Origin of the sequence: Aquabacter sp., assembly GCF_965279295.1 — a bacterium.
GTDB lineage: Bacteria > Pseudomonadota > Alphaproteobacteria > Rhizobiales > Xanthobacteraceae > Aquabacter.
Genome location: NZ_CBDIHQ010000016.1, coordinates 211,533 through 231,166, shown reverse-complemented (window position 1 = coordinate 231,166; position 19,634 = coordinate 211,533). Strand labels below are relative to the sequence as shown.

14 protein-coding genes are annotated in these 19,634 nt (G+C 67.3%); 1 reads left to right on the top strand and 13 read right to left on the bottom strand.

Annotation, left to right across the window (positions count from 1 at the left end):
• Positions 1–391: 391 nt before the first annotated feature.
• A complete protein-coding gene (gene mutL, locus ADADO0_RS13490; protein WP_511305666.1) occupies positions 392–2,224 on the bottom strand; it encodes a DNA mismatch repair endonuclease MutL in 1,833 nt (610 codons plus the stop codon).
• A gap of 170 nt (positions 2,225–2,394) precedes the next feature.
• Between mutL and ADADO0_RS13485 the strand changes: the two genes are divergently transcribed.
• Positions 2,395–2,793, top strand: coding sequence for a hypothetical protein (locus ADADO0_RS13485; protein ID WP_511305665.1), 399 nt, complete (start codon positions 2,395–2,397; stop codon positions 2,791–2,793).
• A 73-nt stretch (positions 2,794–2,866) separates the two neighbouring features.
• On the opposite strand, the gene trxA is transcribed toward ADADO0_RS13485, so the two are convergent.
• The 12 genes from trxA to ubiB form a co-directional block, all read right to left on the bottom strand.
• Positions 2,867–3,187 carry a thioredoxin gene (gene trxA, locus ADADO0_RS13480; RefSeq protein WP_511305664.1) on the bottom strand — a complete coding sequence of 107 codons (321 nt, stop codon included), beginning with the start codon at positions 3,185–3,187 and terminating at the stop codon, positions 2,867–2,869.
• 106 nt (positions 3,188–3,293) lie between these two features.
• Complete coding sequence (locus ADADO0_RS13475; protein ID WP_511305663.1) at positions 3,294–3,614, bottom strand: PD-(D/E)XK nuclease family protein; 321 nt, start codon at positions 3,612–3,614, stop codon at positions 3,294–3,296.
• 70 nt (positions 3,615–3,684) lie between these two features.
• Positions 3,685–6,756: a double-strand break repair helicase AddA gene (gene addA / locus ADADO0_RS13470; RefSeq protein ID WP_511305662.1), complete on the bottom strand. Its 3,072-nt coding sequence runs from the start codon at positions 6,754–6,756 to the stop codon at positions 3,685–3,687.
• Positions 6,753–9,788, bottom strand: coding sequence for a double-strand break repair protein AddB (addB, locus tag ADADO0_RS13465; RefSeq protein WP_511305661.1), 3,036 nt, complete (start codon positions 9,786–9,788; stop codon positions 6,753–6,755). Before addB ends, addA begins: the two co-directional genes overlap by 4 nt.
• Before the next feature lie 164 nt (positions 9,789–9,952).
• Positions 9,953–10,651 (bottom strand): nucleotidyltransferase family protein, encoded by a 699-nt coding sequence (locus ADADO0_RS13460; RefSeq protein WP_511305909.1) that lies wholly within the window; start codon positions 10,649–10,651, stop codon positions 9,953–9,955.
• 14 nt (positions 10,652–10,665) lie between these two features.
• The gene (gene tsaE / locus ADADO0_RS13455) at positions 10,666–12,219 is read right to left on the bottom strand and encodes a tRNA (adenosine(37)-N6)-threonylcarbamoyltransferase complex ATPase subunit type 1 TsaE (protein ID WP_511305660.1); all 1,554 of its coding nucleotides are present in this window, start codon (positions 12,217–12,219) and stop codon (positions 10,666–10,668) included.
• Positions 12,216–14,636 (bottom strand): sensor histidine kinase, encoded by a 2,421-nt coding sequence (locus ADADO0_RS13450; RefSeq protein ID WP_511305659.1) that lies wholly within the window; start codon positions 14,634–14,636, stop codon positions 12,216–12,218. The genes tsaE and ADADO0_RS13450 overlap by 4 nt, the downstream gene beginning before the upstream one ends.
• Positions 14,637–14,811: 175 nt before the next feature.
• Positions 14,812–15,774: a cysteine synthase A gene (cysK, locus tag ADADO0_RS13445; RefSeq protein WP_511305658.1), complete on the bottom strand. Its 963-nt coding sequence runs from the start codon at positions 15,772–15,774 to the stop codon at positions 14,812–14,814.
• 46 nt (positions 15,775–15,820) lie between these two features.
• Positions 15,821–16,258, bottom strand: a complete 438-nt coding sequence (locus ADADO0_RS13440; protein ID WP_511305657.1) for an RrF2 family transcriptional regulator — start codon at positions 16,256–16,258, stop codon at positions 15,821–15,823.
• 10 nt (positions 16,259–16,268) lie between these two features.
• Complete coding sequence (gene dut, locus ADADO0_RS13435; protein ID WP_511305656.1) at positions 16,269–16,742, bottom strand: dUTP diphosphatase; 474 nt, start codon at positions 16,740–16,742, stop codon at positions 16,269–16,271.
• On the bottom strand, positions 16,739–17,953 hold the full coding sequence (gene coaBC, locus ADADO0_RS13430; RefSeq protein WP_511305655.1) for a bifunctional phosphopantothenoylcysteine decarboxylase/phosphopantothenate--cysteine ligase CoaBC: 1,215 nt from the start codon (positions 17,951–17,953) through the stop codon (positions 16,739–16,741). The genes dut and coaBC overlap by 4 nt, the downstream gene beginning before the upstream one ends.
• A gap of 133 nt (positions 17,954–18,086) precedes the next feature.
• A complete protein-coding gene (gene ubiB / locus ADADO0_RS13425) occupies positions 18,087–19,631 on the bottom strand; it encodes a 2-polyprenylphenol 6-hydroxylase (protein ID WP_511305908.1) in 1,545 nt (514 codons plus the stop codon).
• Between the last annotated feature and the right edge of the window lie 3 nt (positions 19,632–19,634).

Sequence of the window (19,634 nt, the reverse complement as noted above, 5' to 3'; positions counted from 1 at the left end):
ACCGAAAACTCCTCAGCCCCCCAGGGGCAAGTATGGCTCAAAAGGGCGACAGCCACGACGCAACAATCGGTGCGACGGCTCGCGCCGCCCCGGAACCTGGGCTGCTGTGTTTGGAAAGGCAGACAGTCTCGCCCGACCTGTGGTCAGGACGTTCCCGCCGCCTAGGAGACGAAAGCTAGTGCGAGTCTGGCGTTCGCGTCAAACACAGATTTAGGGTCCGAAAGGCCGTTCACCTACTAAATATGGTGTCACGACAGATCTTAACAATGGGTTAACAGCCTTATGCGGGAACGAGTTTCGATCCCAGTGCCGCCCCAGGGAAGGTACCCCGACTAACCATACTTATGCACGTCATCCACAGCCCCGCAGGGCGGGTGATGTCCCGCTGCGCCTACCTGCGGGCGAACAGCTTTTCCACATCGCTCAGGGACAAGGTGATGAAGGTCGGCCGTCCGTGATTACATTCACCTGCATTGGGCGTCGATTCCATCTCGCGCAGCAAGGCATTCATTTCCTCGACTCTCAGCCGGCGCCCAGCGCGCACCGATCCATGGCACGCCATGGTCGCGGCGACATGCAGCAGCCGGCGCTCCAGAGGCAGCGAATCATCCCACTCCGCCGCATGCTGCGCGACGTCCTGCACCAGTTTGGTGACATCCGCGTCCTTCAGAAGTGCCGGAACCTCCCGCACCAGCACCGCACCGTGGCCGAATCCCTCAAGCACAAGCCCGAGACCTTCGAGGTCGGCCGCGCGCTCGGCGAGCCGGTCGGCCTCCCCCGGATCAAGCTCGACGATGACAGGCACGAGCAGCCCTTGCCGCGCGATGCCGTCGCGCTCCAGGGCGGCCTTCATCTTCTCGTAGACCAGCCGCTCATGGGCGGCGTGCTGGTCCACGAGAACCAAGCCGTCGCGGGTCTGAGCGAGGATATAGGTCTCATGCAACTGGGCGCGGGCGGCGCCCAGAGGCCGCTCAAGGTCAACAGCGGAGGGTACGGTCTCAGAGGGGCGCGCATCGGCGGACGGGAAGCCGACATCGAAATCCCCTTGCCCAGCCTCATACAGACCGGCGGCGGCCGGACGCGAAGGCGACTCACGCCAGTCGAAGAAGCCAGAGGGTATCGCCTCGGCAGGGCGGTAGACGCTCGGTGCCCTCACAGGCACCGCTTGCAGTTCCGGCGTTTGAGCCAGCGAGACGAGGCGGTCCGCCATGGTCGCGGCGGTGCTGGGCGCGCGCTCGGCGAGAGCATCCGACAGAGTGCGGACGATCAGCGCACGGATATTGCCGCCATCGCGGAACCGCACCTCGGTCTTGGCGGGGTGGACGTTCACGTCCACGTCGCGCGGATCGAGGCTGATGAACAAGGCCAGCAGCGGGTGGCGATCGGACGGCAGGAGATCCGAATAAGCAGCGCGAATGGCTCCGAGCAGAACCTTGTCGCGCACCGGGCGCCCGTTCACGAACAGATATTGGGAGAGCGAATTGGCCTTGGAGAAGGTGGGAAGGCCGGCCAGCCCCTCCAGGCGCGCCCCGCCGCGCTCGCCCATGACCGGTACCACATTGCGCCCAGCATCCGCCCCCAGCACATCCGCGATGCGCTTGGCGCGGCCCTCATCGTCGTCGGTGCGGGCCGGATAGGTCACGGGGCCGCGCTCCTCCGCCACGAGCGTGAAGGCGATGTCGGGGCGCGCCAGCGCGAGGCGGCGCACCACATCAACGGCGGCAGCGGCCTCGGCGCGGTCGGATTTCAGGAATTTCAGGCGCGCGGGGGTGGCGAAAAACAGGTCCCTTACATCGACACGGGTACCCCCGTTGAGAGCCGCTGGGCGGGGCGCCGATACCACGCCGCCCTCGACCCGGATCTCGAAGCCGTTGGCGGCCCCCTCGGGACGGCTGGCGATGGAGAGCCGCGCGACGGAGCCGATGGACGGCAATGCCTCGCCCCGGAAACCGAGGGTTGCAATGGAGAGCAGGTCCTCGGTGGGAAGTTTCGAGGTGGCATGGCGCTCGATGGCCAGTTCCAACTGGTCCGGCCCCATGCCACCGCCGTCGTCGGACACACGGATCAGCCGCCGCCCGCCGCCGTCGATGACCACCTCGATGGCGCGCGCGCCGGCATCGATGGCGTTCTCCACCAGTTCCTTCACCACCGCAGCCGGGCGCTCCACCACTTCGCCGGCAGCGATGCGGTCGATCAGCACGGGAGGCAGGCGGCGGATGGTCATGCGTGCGACTCAAACATTGGGAGCGCCATGATAGCCCACCGCGAGGCACTGGGACGTTTTCGCCACACCTTCCCCAAACAGCGGGCGGCGGCCGCCACGCTCGGAACCATTTTTCCGCTGGGGAATTTGCTTCTTATCGCACCGCATGATGGTGCCGGATGGGACGAGCCATGAACCTGGGATTGCCTTTCTTCGATGGCGGACGCCACAGGAGCCCAGCCTCCCGTACAGCGGGGCTGATCGAGCCCGGCGACTTTGTGGTCGCACGCTGGGTCAGTGGCGCTGCGCCTTCCGCCTGGATTTTCTTCGACGGGTCCGAGACCGTGACGCGGGACAGATCGGGCACCAAAATGCTCATTCCGGGCGGCGCCTTCTTCCTTGATGAAGCCCGCCCCTATGCCGACCCCGAACAAGCCCGCGCCCAGGCGCAGCGCCTGAATGCGCTCGCATTGGATGCCAACGAATCCTGGGTTGCGATCGCAGCCCGTCGGGTGGTTACCGGACTAAAAAGCTTCACACATCAGGTCGACAGCGGACGCGAGGTGCACGGAAAGCATTGCATGGGCTGAACGAGGAGATCGACAGATACGAAAAAGGCGGACCTCTCGGTCCGCCTTTTTCGTAAATGAAGGATAGACGCGCTCAGATCGCGCCATTGATCCACTGCACCAGCTTCGCCTTGGGCGCGGCGCCGACCTGACGGGAGGCGATCTTGCCATCCTTGAACAGAAGCAGGGTCGGGATCGACATGATCCCATACTTGGACGCGGTCTCGGGATTCTCATCCACGTTCAGCTTCACGATCTTCAGCTTATCGCCGAGTTCGCCAGAGACCTCGTCGAGGATCGGGCCAACCATACGGCAGGGACCGCACCATTCGGCCCAGAAATCGACGACAACCGGTCCGCCAGACTTCAGGACATCCTGCTCGAAGCTCTGATCGGATACTTTTTCAACTGCCATGGCACACCTCTTGGGGTGAACGCGATACGGGAACGTGACCGCAACGTAGGTATCCCCTCCCCGTCACGTCAAGGCAGGGTCGCGTCCTCGTGAGAAGAACCAAACCTCAGCCGCCTTCAAGAGCGGAGAGCGCAGTCGCAAGCCGTTCGGGCGGAATCCTGTGGACGAGCGGGCCGCGGGTATAAACCACCAAGGCTTCCACGGGGTTTCCCGGCATGGCGCGGCCAAGCGCCGCCGCATAGAGTGCGAGCTGCGAAACATAGGCGCCTCCGATATCCGCTGGGGTCGCCGGTGGCACGCGGTCGGTCTTGAAGTCGGCCAGCACCAGCCCTCCGCCGATGCGCGCCAGCCGATCGATTCGGCCCGACACCTCCACCTCCCGCCCGTCCGGCTGCACCCAGCGGCCGATAATTGGGACCTCCGCCACGCTCCCGGCGCCGAACAGCTCCGCGATAGGCACATGACGCAAAACGCCAATTGCCTCCCCCAGCAGGTCTTCATGCAAGGTGTCGGGAAGCCCGACTGCCGCCTGACGCAGCAGTCGCAGCCCCCGCGGCCCGCCAATCTTCCGTCGGCACGCCAGGCAGGCCGGCGAGCAGCCGGTGCATCAAGTCCCCACGCAAGCTGGGGTCCAAGGTAGCTGGGACGGGGGCCGCCTTGGCCTCACCCTCAGGCGCGCGTTGTGCACGCGAGGGCCGCAGCCGCAGGCGCGGGGCGGCCGGTACGAAGCTCGGCAGCACGATCTGCGCCGGCCGGGCCGGGCCGTCCGGCTCGGACGGGCGCAGGCTGGTCGGCAACCCCTCCTCCCGCCGCCATCGCAGAACACCGCCGTCCGCGTAGGAAGCGGCGACTTCGATGGCATCCGGTGCCAGCGCGTCATTGACGAGATCGTACCAGCAGCCCTCGGCGCGGGCGTGAGGCTTGTCTTTAGCGGCAGCGCGGGTCTCGGCGCCGCAGAGAATGATGGCGTCCTCCGCGCGGGTTAGCGCCACATAAAGCAGACGGTGATATTCCTCGATCTCGCGTGCAGCCGCCTCGGCCCGCGCTTCGGCGAGAGCCGGCGGATCATCGTCCTTGCGCGCGGCGAGGATCGGAACCAGCGCCCCATCCTCATCCGCGACCGTAAGAAGCCCCCCGTCGAGCCGAGCGCGTGGCACATCCACCGTGTCCGCCAGGATCACGATCGGCGCCTCCAGCCCCTTTGCGCCGTGCACGGTCATCACCCGCACCTCGTCGCGCCCGCTTTCCATGTCGCGCTTGGTCTCTGCCCCGCCGCGCCGCAGAAACGCGAGGAATCCCGCGAGCGTCGCCGGCTCACCCACCTCATAGGTGCGCGCGAGCGCCATGAACTCGTCCAGCACGTCGCCCGCCTCCGGGCCTAGCCGGGCGAGCATGGCGCGCCGCCCGCCATCGCGGCCAAGCACCCGGGCATAAAAATCGAAGGGCCGCAGCAGCGGCGCCTCGGCACCCCATTGCTCCAGCCGCGCGCACGCGCCGGCCCACCGCGCATCCCCCGCCATCGCTTCCCTCAAGCGGCCCGGGCGGGCGGGGCACACCGTCATGAGGTCGTCGTCCGAGAAACCGAAAAGCGGGCTCTTGAGCACGCCAGCGAGCGCGAGGTCATCGTCGGGAGAAAGCAGGGCGTCGCCCAACGCCATCAGGTCGAGAGCGGCGATATGGTCGGCGACCACCAGCCGGTCCGCACCCGCCACCTCGACACCGCTGGTGCTTTTGAGTGCGCGGATGATGGCTTCGAACAGCTTGCCGCGCCGCCGCACCAGGATCATCACGTCGCGCGCCTGCATGGCGCGACCGCTTCGCGAGGGAATGGCAAGGCGCTGAGTGATGCCCCATTTCACGAAGGCAGCGATGCGCCGGGCCAGCAGGTTGACCGGATCGTCCGCTGGCACCTCGTCCAGCGGGCGACGCCAGTCGTCTGTCTTCACTTTCGGCGCAGGCGTCACCGTGGGCCAGATTTCCACCAGCGCCGGTGCATCGGCCCGGATCGCCGCATGCGGTGGCGGCGCGCCCTCGGCGACGAGGCCCGCGTGCGCGGCCTGCGCCTTGAAAATCATGTCCACCGCGTCCAGTACCCCCGGCGCGGAGCGGAAGGAGTGCGGCAAGCTCACGTCCCTGAACGCGTCTGCTCCGGCGGCGCGGGCCACTCGGCCGTGCATGTCGCCGAAGGCGCGCGGGTCGGCGCCCTGGAAGGAAAAAATCGACTGCTTCTCGTCGCCCACCACGAACAGCGTGCGCAGCACCCCTTCGCGCGCGCCTTGCCCGGCGAAGAAATCGGAGACCAGGCCCTCCACCACCTTCCACTGGTTTGGGCTTGTGTCCTGCGCCTCATCCACAAGCACATGGTCGATGCCGCGATCCAGCTTCAGATGAACGAAAGACGCCGGCACGCGATTGAGCAGTCCGGCGGTGCGCTCGATCAAATCGTCGAAGTCCAGCAGCCCCCGCGCGGCCTTGGCCCCCTCATAACGGGTAGCGGCGGCGGCACCGAGGGTCAGAGCCGCTTCCGTGCGTTCCAGGATGACGGCGGCGCGCAGCGTGTTCATGAGCGCCGCGACCCGCTCCTTCTCCACATCAAGATGGGCGCAAAGGTCCGGCTCCTGCTGCCGTATCCCTTTGGTGAGGAAGACCTTCCGTGGCCCGCCTTTGTCGGTCAGGAACACGGAGAGATAGGCGGCCACCGCCTCTGCCCCATGCCGCGCCTGCGCCGCATCGGCGAGCGCGCGGCCGAGCCCCGAATCGCTGCTCGCGCCCGCCATCAGCCGCGCGGCGACGGAAGCCCATTCGCTGCGCGGCAGATCCCAGCTTTCTAGGATCTGTGCCTCAATCCCGGCTCGGGTGGTCCCCTCAGGAAGCCCGAGCACGCGGGCGATGCGGGCACGGCGCCCCTGCTCATCGTCGGCGAGCGGCAGGATGTCCCCCCGCGCCGCGACTGACGCTTCCAGCAGGGAATCGACGCTGGCGTCGCTCATATCCTCCATCAACCGCGCCAGGGCGATGCCCAGCGGCCCCTCCGGCTGGCGTGTCGCCTCCACGACAAGGTCGGTGCGGATCTGGGCCATGAGGTCGAGGCGTGCGGCATCGTCCAGTTCGCGAAAACCGGCGGCGACGCCGGCCTCGAATGGAAACCGATGCAGCAGACCGCCACAGAAGGCATGGATGGTCTGGATTTTCAGCCCGCCCGGCGTTTCCAACGCCGCCGCGAACAGCCGCCGTGCCAGTGCGCGAAGCTCTAGCGTGGCGGAGCGCCCCTCCGTGCGCAAGATTTCGGCGTCGAGCGCGGCATCGTCCAGGCTCACCCAGCGCCCGAGAATGGAGAGCACCCGGTTCGCCATGTTGGCGGCGGCGGCTTTGGTATAGGTGAGGCAGAGAATGCGCCCCGGCGGCGTGCCGGACAGCAACAGCCGGATCACCCGTTGCGCCAGGACATGGGTTTTCCCCGAGCCGGCATTGGCCGAAACCCAGGCTGAACGCCCGGGCGCGGAAGCATCTCCCTGGCGTCGCGTCGCCTCGGCGATCGGGCCGGTCGTGATCGGAAGGTCCCCGCTCACGCGCCGCCCTCCCCGTCCGCGCCAAGGCCCCATTCCCGCACCCGCGCGAGATGGTCATAGGGGCCGAAGCGGCCGCGCCATTGCGGCGCGGCGAGCGAGCGGTAGCCCTGCGCCTCATCGTCGAAGGCCGTGAGAAGGGCGATCAGCTTTGCGAAGACCTCCTCCGCAATCTCGGTGGCCGTGGCACCCTTGGCGACCCCCGGCTTCTCGCGGCCCGGCTCGGCGCCACCCTTCAACTCCACATGGAAAAAGTCCGCCACTTCGTTGCCGGCCACGCCCCTGAAGGCGCCGCGCGCCGCCATGGCGGCCTCCAGCGGCAATTGGGGCGACAGCGCCCGCGCCTGCGCCGCCGAGGGTGCCGTGCCGGTCTTGTAATCGACGATGGCGAGGCGCCCGTCGTCCATCACGTCGATGCGGTCGGCCTTGCCAGTGAGGCGGAACGGCCCGCCGGGAAGCAGGATCTCCTGCGATCCGCCGATCTCGGCGGCGACCCGGCGCACATGGATGCGGCGCTCACGCTCGAACTCCACCAGCCAGCCGGCCACCCGCTGAAACCGTGCCCGCCACAGGGCGTGCTCGGCCGGGAACACCTTGAGCCGCTCGAATGCGGCTCGGCCGCAACCCAAAAGCTGATCCAGCGCATCATCCGGTAGCGCCTCGGGATATTTGGCCGAGAACGCCCCGAGGGCGTCATGCAACGCCGTGCCGCGTTGCGCGCCACCGGGCGCGGCATCGAGTGGCTCAAGCGGTTGCAGGCCAAGAACATGTTTGGCGAAGATCGAATACGGATCGCGCAGGAAGGTTTCGATCTCCGTCACCGAAAGCTGGCGCGGCCGCAGCGCCAATGGCGGGGCGGGAGCCGGCTGGGTGACACGCGGCACGGGTGCGCCCTCATCGAGCGCGACAGCGGCGAAGCGCCAGGCGGCGCCGCGTGCGAGGGCGGCATCCCACCGCGCCTTGCCTGCCACCGTGGCGAAGCGTTGGACGAAGCGTGACGGCACGCTCTGTGCGCCGTCCACCTTGCCCGGAAACGTCAGGAACACTTCGGCCACGGCGCAGGCCTGGGCGAAATCGTGAGAGGATAGGCCGATCCGCCGCTCCGGCAGATCGAGCCCCAAGTCCCCGCGCATGGGGCGGGAGAGCCATGGGTCGGTGCGGGTTTGGGGGGGCCATGAGCCCTCCACCAGCCCTCCGAGAACCACGCGGTCCAGCGTCACGAGGCGCGCCTCCAGCGGCCCGAGGATGCGGACCGGCAGACTATCCTGCGCTGCCGGACGGACCATCTCGCCGGAGAGCAGTGCACCGGCCATGTCGGCGTAATCGCCCAGCGTCAGCACCGGCCCGTGGGCGGCACCGCCGGAAATCTCCTCGAAGGCCCGGGCCAGCGCGGCGCGGGCACCGTCCTCATCCTCCGGGTCCAGCGGCCCCGCCACAGCCTGCAGCGCCGCGCGGTGCGCCGCCACCCGTTCCGACAAGGGCGCGGGAGGTGCAGTGAAATGGGCGAGCGCCGCAGCGAGGCGCACGACCAGATCCCGCGCACACTCAAGCGCCGCATCGTCCACCCGACGGCGCGGATCGAGACGATGCAGCGCCTCGCGATCGAACACCTCCACCGCCTGTCGGAGCCCGTCGATGCCGGTGCGCGGGCGCGGGCCACGCAGCGCGACGAGTTCCAAGGCGGCCACCGCCTCCCGCTTGTCCTCGTCCGAAAGCCCGAAAGTGGCCAGCGGGTGGCTGAGCAACGCGAATACGGGCACCGGCGCGCAGCCTTGCGCCGCGACCCTCACCAACAGGCGCGCGAGGCGCCCCGGCGCCGTCTCTGCCAAAGGTTCGCCGGCGGAATCGTCCACGGTTACGCCGAACCGGGCAAGCTCGGCGGCGACGCGGCGGGCCAGGTCGCGGTCGGGCGTGACAAGGGCGGCGCGCTCTCCGGCGCGGCCGAGGCTGTCGCGCAGCAGCAGCGCGATGGAGAGGGCTTCCTCACGCGAATCCGCCGCCTCGATCACACTGACGCGCGAGAGCGCATCGTCCAGCGTCCCGGTGCCCAGACGCTCGGGCAGTGAGGCCCAGAGGTCCGACGTGTCCACCTGACGCATGGCTTCGCTGATAAGGCGGACACGCGCGGAAGCCGGAGCGCCGAGCGGGCGCACGTCGCGGCGCTCCGTCTCCAGGGTTTTCAGCAAACGGGCGAGATTGAATTGAGGATGGCCGGGCGCGGCCTTTTCCGGGTCGGTCAGCAAGTCGAAGGCGGCGTCCTCCATCTCAAGGTCGAGGCCGGGCAGCACCACCGCACCAAGCGGCAGCTTCGCGATGGCGGCGAGGAGGCGCGCCGTGGCCGGCAACGAGCCGGTGGAGCCCGCCGCAATGACCGGCCCTGCCCCAGCACCCAGCGCCGCGAGGCGTGCCGCCTCGGCTCCCACCAGGGCATCGCGCCGCTCGGCGGCCTCGACCAGACCATGGGCGGAGAGATGGTCCGCCCAGGCGCCCCGCGCGATGCGCAGGAATTCGAGGCTCATCTCGAAATAACCGTCGTGCTCCTCGAGGCTCATGCCATCGAGCCGCGACCAGGGGATGCCGGCAATCGCCATCTGGTCGAACAACGAGGCCAATTCATCGGCCAATGCGACTGTGGACGCAGGCCCGGCGGCGACAGCTTCCTGGCCGGCCGCCTTCGCCAGCGTATCGCGCCAGCGCGCCACCAATGCGGTCAGGGCAATGCGGCGGTGCACCGGGGAAGCGGAAAGCGGTGCGGTCAGCGCCGAAGCAAGGTCCGAAAAGGCGAGCGCGTCCTCGTCCACGTCGCCAAGTGGAACGATGCGCGGCAGCAGCGCCGCCTGCGCCCCGGTCGCCTCCAACAGGGTTTCGGCAAACAGCCGCCCGGCGCGGCGGGTGGGCAGGAACAAAGTCGCCGAGGCCAGCGCAAACGGGTCATTGCGCGGCGCGAAACCGGGCACGAGGAGACCGTCGAGCAAGGCATTCGCCAGGGTCGGCAGGAACGGCTCAGAGGGTGGAATTGTGAAAACGCGGGTCATAGGGCGCTTCGCCCGGCACGATCCTGGCCCTCTCCGGACCGCCGAAAAGCACGGGTGGTCGAACCCGCCGAGCAGGTGGGGTATTCCTGGCGCATCGGTCCCGCCATTACCCCCTCCCGGCTCCTCCCCCACAAGCGGGAGAGGGCATTTCCAAACGCCAAATCTCAGTCGCTGGACAGGCGGATGGCGGTTTCCGCCTCGGCGATCGCCCCCGGTGTGCCCACATGCATCCAGACACCTTCAAGCCGCAGGCCGAACAACCGACCGGCCTCCGCTGCACGGTCGAAGATGAGGTTCAGCGAAAACGGGCCGTCCGGTGTGTCGGCAAACAAACTCGGCGCGAACACCCCTGCCCCTGCATAGACGAACGGGGCGACGACCCGCTCGGGGCGGCGCGACAGGCGGCCCTCCCCGTCCATGGTGAAGTCGCCCATTCCTTCATATCCGATGGACAAGGCGGTTGCCGCGACCAGCAGCAGGCAGTCCATGCGCGCGGGGTCGAAACTGGCGGCGAGGCGTGAAATATTGGGCCGTACGCCCTCGATCCAGATGGTGTCGGCGTTTATGGCGATGAACGGAGACGCCCCGAAGAACGGCAACGCCTTCTTCGCCCCGCCCCCAGTCTCAAGCAGACGCGCACGCTCGTCCGAGACATGGATGCGCGGTGCTGAACGCTTCGCGACATGGGTTTCTAGCAGATCGGCGTGGTGGTGCACATTCACCACCGCCTCTGCGATCCCCGCATCGGCAAGGCGGTCGAGAACATGGTCGACAAGCGGGCGCCCCTCCACTTCCACGAGCGGTTTGGGGCGCGTATCCGTGAGCGGGCGCATGCGGGTTCCCATGCCAGCAGCGAGCACCATGGCCTTGTCGATGGTCACGTCTGGAAATCCTTTGCTGGCAGCACCGCCTCATACCATGTGCGCAGCGACCCCAGTTCCGGATGGCCGAGACAGCGCGTCAGATAGCGCCGGATACGGGGAAGATGGCGCAGATAATGAGGCTTGCCGTCCCGCTGGTTGAGACGGGCGAAGATGCCGAGAATCTTGGTGGCGCGCTGCGCGCCCATCAGCGCGTAGAGATGGGCGAAGGTGCGCGCATCGAAGGTCGGGTCGGCGCCGCGACGGTGGCGCACGTACTGCCCGATCAAATGCAGTTCCAGGTTCTCGGGAATGTCGAGCCGGGCATCCTGGGCGAGCGAAGCCACGTCATAGGCAGCCGGCCCCATCACCGCATCCTGGAAATCGATAAGGCCCACCCGGTCGATGCCGGTGCGATCCTTCAGCCAGATCAGATTGGGCGAGTGATAGTCGCGCAGCACCCAGGTCTGCGGCTCGGAGAGCACCGGCCCCAGCCCATTGCGCCACAGCAGCAGGAACTCCTCGCGCACCACCTGGTCGATCGCGATGCCCCGGAACGGCAAATACCAGTCCAGCATCAGTTCCACCTCGGTGAGGAGGGCTTCGACGCTGTACGCGGACAGGACATGTTCGGATTGCGGGGCAATGGGAAGAACGCTTGGCAGGCGGCGACCGTGCAATGTCGCGAGGAGTTCGACGGCCGCCTCATAGCGCGCCTTGATAGGCTCGGGCGGTGACCCTTCGATGACGCCCTCGTTGCCGAAATCTTCAAGAATCAGAAGGCCGTGCTCAAGGTCAGCGGCGTAGATTTCGGGCGCCGAGAAGCCTTCCGCCCTTAGCGCCCGTGCCATCGCCACGAACGCGCTCACGTCCTCGGCAAGGTGCACAAGGCGGCTATACGGCAGCCCGCGCTTCACAGGAGGCCCGTCCGGACGGCGCGGCGCATTCATCAAAACGGCCGTGCGGTCCGGCAGCACGAGCCGGGAATAGGAGCGGCTGGAGGCATCGCCCTGCATGTACTGGTGCTCGGCCTCGCTGAAGCCGGCGTCTTCGATCAGTTGTTCGGCCACATGCAGCCGTTCCAGCCGCGCGGCGAAGCTGCCGCTACCGCTCAGGAGGGCGCGACGTGCCTCCGGCCCGAGATCCGGGGCAAGATCAAAAGCAATGTCGAGACGATCCTCCGGCAGGCGCTCTCCCGCGCGGTCGGGCCACTCGACGATGGTAATCGCGTCTTCCGCAAGTTCCTCCCAGCCGATTTCCTCCAACTCGTCGGGATCCTCCACGCGATAGAGGTCGGCGTGCAGGACCTTGCCGCGCGGCAGGTCGTAGGAAATCACCAGGGAGAAGGTCGGGCTCGGCACTTCTGTGGCGGGGTCATCGGCGAGCGCGCGGATCAGGGCGCGGGCAAACTCGGTCTTGCCGGCTCCGAGATTCCCCGAGAGCGCCAGAATGTCGCCCGCGGAAAGCCAGGGCACCAGCAGGGCTGCAAGCTTGCGGGTGGCATCAAGGCTCGGCAAATCCACGAGAAAGGCTTCGGGATCACCTGAAATCTTGGTGAGGCGGAGGCTCATGCGGCGACCTCACGGCGCGGAGGCGCATCAAGGGGAAAGATGCACACGGCAAGGGCGCCGCCATCGCGCACGCTGGTGAGGGAAACCGAGCCGCCGTGCAGAGCCATGAATGAGCGCACGATCGATAGGCCGAGGCCCACACCCGCGCGCCCCCTGGCGCCGGGGCGCGCCTCAAACCTCTCAAACAAGGTCTCGGCGACTTCCGGCGCGATGCCCGGCCCCTGGTCGCGTACCCTGATATAAAGTGCATTCCCCTCGCGCTCGGCGCTGATGGTCACCGTGCCGCCCTTTGGCGAGACGGCAACCGCGTTCGAGAGCAGGTTGAACAGGATCTGCCGCACCCGCCGTCCATCGGCAGTAAAGTGGCCCACGTCGTCTCCCGCCTGGATTGCAAGTTCCACGCCTGCCTCGGCAAGAAGATCACGCACCGCATCGGCCACAGCCTCAAGCGTGTCGCGCACGTCCAGTTCGGCGAGATCGAGGCCCATGGCGCCGGCATCGATGGTGGCGAGGTCGAGAATATCGTCGATCAGCGCGCGCAGCGTGTCGGACGACTGGCGCACATGGGTCAGGAATTCCTGCTGGCGGATATTGAGACTGCCGATGCCAGGCTCCCCCAGCATATGGGCATAGCCGATCAGTGTGTTGAGCGGCGTGCGCAAATGATAGGAGACGTGGCCGACGAAGGCATTCTTCAGAGCGTCGGCTGCTTCCAGCGCTTCGTTGCGCTCGATCAGCGCCCGCTCCACCTTCACGCTGTCCGTCACGTCGCGGAATGTGACCATGGTTCCGCCGTCGGGCAGCGGCTGGGCAGCGCCGTCGAGAACCCGCCCGTCGGCCCGCTCCAGGCGCAAGATCTCGCTGCGCCGGTGCTCGATCGCTGTGACCACCGAGCGGATACGCGCCCAGGTCCGCGTCTCGCCATGCAGGGGGCGGCACATTGCAGCCACCGCATCGATATGCGGTTTGTCGCCCAATACCTGCGCGCTGAGCGACCAGAGGGCCAGGAAGGCTTCGTTGTAGAGGCGCAGACGGCCATCCGAGCCGAACACCGCCACCGCTTCCGCCAGGCCATCCAGGGTCTCGCCCTGAATGCGGATCAGGCTGTTGTAGCGGCTCTCCAGCGCCATGTGCTCGGAGACGTCCTCAAACAGATAGGTGACGCCGCCCTCCGCATTGGGGGTCGCCACCATACGCAGCATCTGGCCGCCCGGCAGGTGCCACCAGTCATGCACCGGTTCCACCGCACGGTAGGCCTCGCGCAGATGCTCGCGCCAGGCCCGGAAATCCGCCTGTTCGGGCACCCGGCGCTGGGTGCGCAGATGTTCCAGGATTTCGCTTTCGGTGGGCCGCGCATCCAAGAAGGAGACGTCTAGGCTGAACAGGGTCTCGTAGGCGGAATTATGGAACATCAGCCGCTCGTCCGCGCCGAACATGACGACGGCGGTTGCCAATTGGTCGAGGGTGCGACGATGGGCTGAGACGGTGCGCTCGATCTCGCGCTTCAGCCCTTCTTCCTCGGTGACATCGACCGCAAGCCCGACTGCCCCCGAGGGGCTGAGAGTCTCGAACACCTCGAGTACCCGTCGCTCCCCGCCCGCGACCACCCGCGCCCGGCCGCGATAACCACCCGCATCGCGCCGCGCGAGGGCGGCGGCATCGCGGGTTGTCTGGTCAAGCAATTCGAGTTTGCGCGCCACCGCATCCGCAGGTGCGGCAGCGGCCACCGCAGCGGCAAAAGCCGCATTGACCACTGAAAGCGCACCATCGGCGTCCCGCGCCCATGCCGGCTGCGGCACGGCGGCAAACAGGACGGCGGCTTCAGTTCCCCCGATACTTTCAGCGGGAAGCGTGACCGGCAGCGCGTGGGCGATCAGGATGCGACAGCCAGCGACAGCCCGTCCCTCAACCCGCAATCGACCGGACGGGCCATTTACGATCTCGCTGAAGCCTTCGCTCGCGCCCTCAAGCCGCGCAAGCGGCTTTGCCAGAGCTTCCGCCGCGCTGGTTCCAAGCCAGGGAGCGGGGTCGAACGCGCCCTCAGCCACAGCGTCGAGCTTCAGGGCATTACCGAACAGATGAGGCCTTTCTCCGGCGCTCCAGATGACGCCGCCATCGGCATCCGCCGCGATCAGCACCTTGAGGTCATGCAGATTGGCGCGGGCGGTGGCGAATGCCACGGCGCTGGCTCGCTCGGCTGCGGTCCGCCCACGGCCGCGCACGGCATAATAGGCCGCCACCGCCGCCGCCGCGCCGCAAGCGCCAAGCGCCAGCGCAGCCACCAGACCGTCCTGTACCGTGAAAGTATCGAATGCGAATGCCGATGCACCAGAGGTGCTGCCGAGCAATACGGCAGCGGCGCCTACGGCACGAAGCCGGGCGGTGCTCCGGTCTCGGTCCGCCATGCGCCCCAACATGCAGTCCGGCCCCATACCATCAAGCGGACTTCGGCCCCCGGGCCCCCGCGAATCATTCACACTCTATCGGAGGGGCGGAAGGGAGAGAAGCCGGGGCGGCCGAACCCTTCCGCCTGCAAGATCCCCGGTCGGCAGCGGGGCCGGACGGCCCGGCATAAATGCCGGGCCAAAACTCTCAGAGCCCCTCGAAAAGGGCTGTCGAGAGATAACGCTCGGCGAAGGAGGGGACGATCACGACGATGCTCTTGCCCGCCATGTCCTTGCGGGCGCCGATCTCCAGGGCGGCCGCAACCGCCGCGCCCGAGGAGATGCCGCCGGGAATGCCTTCGTAGCGGGCCAGCGCACGAGCGGTGTCGAACGCCGTCTGGTTGCCGACCGTCACGACCTCGTCGATCACCGAGCGGTCCAGCACGTCGGGTATGAAGCCGGCGCCGATACCCTGGATCTTGTGGGGACCCGGCTGGCCGCCGGACAGAACCGGGCTATCCTCCGGCTCAACCGCCACCATCCTCAGGCCCGGTTTGCGGGGCTTGAGGACCTGGCCGATGCCGGTGATCGTGCCGCCGGTGCCGACACCCGAAACCACCACGTCCACCTTGCCCTGGGTATCGTTCCAAATTTCCTCGGCAGTGGTGCGCCGGTGCACGGCGGGGTTTGCCTGATTCTTGAACTGCTGCGGCATCACGGCCCGAGGCAGGTCGCGCAGCAATTCCTCGGCGCGGGCGACAGCGCCCTTCATCCCGAGGTTGGCAGGCGTAAGCACCAATTCCGCGCCCAGCAGCGCGAGCATCTTGCGGCGCTCCACCGACATGGATTCCGGCATCACCAGGATCAATCGCAGGCCGCGCGCCGCCGCCACGAAGGCCAGAGCGATTCCGGTATTGCCAGAGGTGGGCTCCACCAGAATCGTGTCCTCATGCAGCACGCCCGCCGCATCCATCGCGTCTACCATGGCGACGCCGATGCGGTCTTTGACGCTGGCGATGGGGTTGAAAAACTCGAGCTTCGCGAGGATTTCGGCCTTCACGTCCCGCAGTTCCGGCAGGCGCTTAAGGCGCACCAGGGGCGTATCGCCGATGGTCTGGGTGATGGAGTCGTAAATCCGCCCGCGGCCGGGCTTGAACGCGCTTTCCGCCATGGACGGCTCTCCCAAGATTGTTTGTCGAGCGGGCGACGAGGCCCGATCAGATCGTGAAGTCGATGCGGTCGTTTTCCGAACCGTGCCCCTTGCTGTCGGCGGCGCGGCAAAGATCCTCAAGCGTCACCGTGTCGAGGGCGGCATCAAATGTGTCCTCGGCGGCGGCGACCGCCGGCTGGACCACTTCGATAACAAGCGGAGGAAGGATGATCTCCTTCTCCTCGTCGCCTTCCACCACCCGGACGATTTCGGCGACGGAGACCCGCCGGCGCTCGCGGGCGAGTTCGTAGCCGCCGCGCGGTCCGCGCACGCCCTTCAGCACGCCCGCATGCACCAAAGCCTGGAGCACGGGTTCGAGCCGGCGGGGTGGCAGATTGTGACGCGCGGCGAGCGCCTTCGCAGCCACCGGGGTTCCCCTGGCATGGACGGCGACGTCGACAACGGCAGCTATTGCGAGAAGGCTTTTGTCCGATAAACGCGGCATATCACTGTGGCTATTTCGATACTGGAGCGCCGTGAAGCCCGGTCGAACCAAAACCACCGACGCCGCGTGCAGTTTCTTTCAATTTTCCGGATTCTACCAGCATTATTCGCGTGACGGGGGCGACCACAAGCTGGGCGATGCGCATTCCTCGGGCCACCTCGAACGGCTCATGTCCATGGTTTATAAGGATAACTTTCACTTCCCCCCGGTAGTCGGAATCCACCGTTCCCGGTGCATTCAGCACGGTGACACCGGACTTAAGCGCCAGTCCGGAGCGCGGACGCACCTGTCCCTCGAAGCCATCGGGCAAGGCGATGGCAATTCCGGTGGGGATTGCCGCGCGTGCGCCGGGGGCGAGAATGAAGGGCGCATCGCCCGGAACCGCCGCCATCAGGTCCAGACCAGCGGCAGCGGCGGTGGCATAGGTGGGCAGCGGCAGGTCTGCGCCATGGGGCAGACGTTCCAGTTCAAGAGACAAGCTCATGATGGGCTCCCCGCCAGTGCGCCGGCGATCCGCGCCACCAGCTTGCGAGCGACCTCGCCCTTGCTGGCGGAAGGCCAATCCTCCACCCCCTCAGCGGTGACAAGGTGCACCGTATTGGCGTCCCCGCCCATGATGCCGGTGGCGGGCGACACGTCGTTCGCGACGATCCAGTCACACCCTTTGCGCAGGCGCTTCGACTTGGCGTTCGGCACGACATTCTCGGTTTCGGCGGCAAATCCCACCACCAGACGCGGGCGCAGGGTGGAATGGGTGGAGATCGACGCCAGAATATCCGGGTTCTCCACCAGAGCGAGAGACGGCGCACCCTGCCCCGCCTTCTTGATTTTCTGGTCGGCGGCGCTGACCACCCGCCAATCCGCCACGGCGGCGGCGAACACGGCGGCGTCCACAGGGAGGTGCTCCTCCACAGCGGCGAGCATCTCGCGAGCGCTTTCGACCTTGATCAACGTGACGCCACGCGGGTTGGGAACCTCCACCGGACCCGAGATCAGCACCACCTCGGCACCCGCTGCTGCGGCGGCGGCGGCAATGGCATGGCCCTGCTTGCCGGACGAGCGATTGGCGATGTAGCGCACCGGATCGATGGGCTCGTGGGTGGGACCAGAGGTGATGAGCACGCGCCGGCCCTTCAGCAGCACCGCCGGCTCCGCGAACCGGGCCTCAATCGCGGCGAGCAATTCCAGCGGTTCGGCCATCCGGCCCTCGCCGAACTCGCCGCGCTCGGCCATGGCGCCGGAATTGGGGCCGATGAAGAACACGCCGTCCTCCTTCAGCCGGGCGAGGTTTCTCCGGGTCGCAGGGTGCGACCACATGCGGGGATTCATGGCCGGCGCCATCAGCACCGGCTTGTCGGTGGCGAGCAGGGCGGTGGAGGCGAGGTCGTCGGCGAAGCCGTTGGCAGCCTTCGCCATGAGGTCCGCCGTAGCCGGCGCAACGACGATGAGATCGGCATCGCGGGACAGCTTGATATGCCCGATGTCATGCTCGGCTGTGAGGTCGAACAAGTCGCCGAACACCCGTTCGCCGGAGAGCGCACCCACCGAAAGCGGCGTAACGAACTGCTTGGCGGCCTCGGTGAGGATGACGCGCACGCTCGCGCCGCGCTCCTTCAAGCGCCGGATCAACTCCAGGCACTTATAGGCGGCGATCCCTCCGCCAATGATGAGGAGGATGCGACGTTCGTGAAGCATGGAACCCGTCTCCGCGCGCGGATGGACGCTGGGATAGCAGGAAATGGCGGGCATGGGGAATGGGCGGGCATTTGCCCTCCCCGGTTTCGTCTTCTCGGGCAGGCAGACGCGCCGACAGCCCCCCGCCGCGCGCCTACTTCAGCGCCAGAAGCAAAAGCGCCGCCGCGATCACCCACAGCGCAGCGTTACCCCAGAAGGCGCGGCGGGCCTCGGCGCGGCCGATGCCCTCCAGAGTTTCCGGCGACAGCGAGAGGCCGTTGCGGGTGGCTTCGTCGAGTTGGGTGACGACCCGCCCTGCCCGCGTCAACAGCCGAGGGGCATCAAGGAGAAAGCTGCCGACTTCCCCGAGGCCGCTGCCGGCTTCCTCGATGCGGCCGACAGGGCCCAGGTTGCGGGCGATCCAGTCTTCCACCACTGGCGCCGCCGTGGTCCACATGTTGAGTTGCGGGTCGAGCGAGCGGGCGACGCCCTCCACCACCACCATGGTCTTCTGAAGCAGCAGCAGTTCCGGCCGCGTCTTCATGTCGAACAAGGCGGTCACTTCCAGTAGCAGCGAGAGCAGCTTCGCCATGGAAATCTGCTCGGCACTGCGGGAATGGATGGGCTCGCCTATGGCGCGGATGGCGAGGGAGAAATCCTCCACCGAGTGATGCATAGGCACATAGCCGGCATCGAAATGTACCTGGGCGGTGCGGCGCCAGTTCCGTGTGATAAAGCCGTAGAGAATTTCTGCCAGGAACCGCCGCTCGGGCACACCGAGCCGGCCCATTATACCGCAATCCACTACCGCTAGCCGGCCCTGCTGGTCCACGAACAGGTTGCCAGGATGCATGTCGGCATGGAAAAAGCCGTCGCGCATGGCCTGCCGCAGGAAGGATTGCATGACGATGCGCGCCAGCGCCTTCAAGTCATATCCGGCGGCCTCCAGCGCGGCGCGGTCGGAAAGCTTGATGCCGTCGATCCACTCCGTGGTGAGAACCTCGCGGCCGGAGCGGTCCCAGTCCACGGCGGGGACATAGACCTCGGCGTCGTCCTGGGTGTTCTCCTTCAGCTCCGCGTAAGCGGCCGCCTCCAGGCGCAGGTCCGTCTCCATGGAGACCGAGCGCGCCAGCGTGTCCACCACCGCCTCTAATCGCAGCCGGCGCGCCTCGGCGAAATTGCGTTCGGCAAAGGCGGCGACGCGGCGAAAGCTCGCCATATCGCTGCTGAAGCGATGGGTGATATCAGGCCGCAGAACCTTGACCGCAACGGCGCGGGTGCCGTTGGCGTCAATCACCTCGGCCTTGTGCACCTCTGCGATGGATGCGGCGGCCACCGCCGGGCCGAACACCGCGAACGCTGACGCAAGCGGGCGTTCCAATGTGTCCACGACGATGGCTTCGGCAACTGCCTGCCCGAATGGCGGCATGCGGTCCTGAAGCACTTCGAGATCGCGGGCGACGCCCGTGCCCACCACGTCCGGGCGGGTTGCCAGGAACTGGCCGAGCTTCACATAGGACGGGCCAAGCCGGCTCAGAGCGGCGGAAAAGCGGGATGCGCGGCTGCCGGCGTCCGGCCGCGCGATCATACGGGCGATCCGCAGCAGCAGCCGTACCGGCGGCGGCGCGGCTGAAGGCACGACGAGGCTCAGCACGCCTTCGCGCGCCATGACATAGCCGGCGCGCATGAGACGGGTCATGTC

Coding starts and splice junctions, on each gene's coding strand:
- mutL (WP_511305666.1), bottom strand. CDS start 2,224: ATGACCATCCGCCGCCTGCCTCCCGTGCTGATCGACCGCATCGCTGCC.
- ADADO0_RS13485 (WP_511305665.1), top strand. CDS start 2,395: ATGAACCTGGGATTGCCTTTCTTCGATGGCGGACGCCACAGGAGCCCA.
- trxA (WP_511305664.1), bottom strand. CDS start 3,187: ATGGCAGTTGAAAAAGTATCCGATCAGAGCTTCGAGCAGGATGTCCTG.
- addB (WP_511305661.1), bottom strand. CDS start 9,788: ATGACCCGCGTTTTCACAATTCCACCCTCTGAGCCGTTCCTGCCGACC.
- ADADO0_RS13460 (WP_511305909.1), bottom strand. CDS start 10,651: ATGGTGCTCGCTGCTGGCATGGGAACCCGCATGCGCCCGCTCACGGAT.
- tsaE (WP_511305660.1), bottom strand. CDS start 12,219: ATGAGCCTCCGCCTCACCAAGATTTCAGGTGATCCCGAAGCCTTTCTC.
- ADADO0_RS13450 (WP_511305659.1), bottom strand. CDS start 14,636: ATGTTGGGGCGCATGGCGGACCGAGACCGGAGCACCGCCCGGCTTCGT.
- cysK (WP_511305658.1), bottom strand. CDS start 15,774: ATGGCGGAAAGCGCGTTCAAGCCCGGCCGCGGGCGGATTTACGACTCC.
- ADADO0_RS13440 (WP_511305657.1), bottom strand. CDS start 16,258: ATGCCGCGTTTATCGGACAAAAGCCTTCTCGCAATAGCTGCCGTTGTC.
- dut (WP_511305656.1), bottom strand. CDS start 16,742: ATGAGCTTGTCTCTTGAACTGGAACGTCTGCCCCATGGCGCAGACCTG.
- coaBC (WP_511305655.1), bottom strand. CDS start 17,953: ATGCTTCACGAACGTCGCATCCTCCTCATCATTGGCGGAGGGATCGCC.
- ubiB (WP_511305908.1), bottom strand. CDS start 19,631: ATGACCCGTCTCATGCGCGCCGGCTATGTCATGGCGCGCGAAGGCGTG.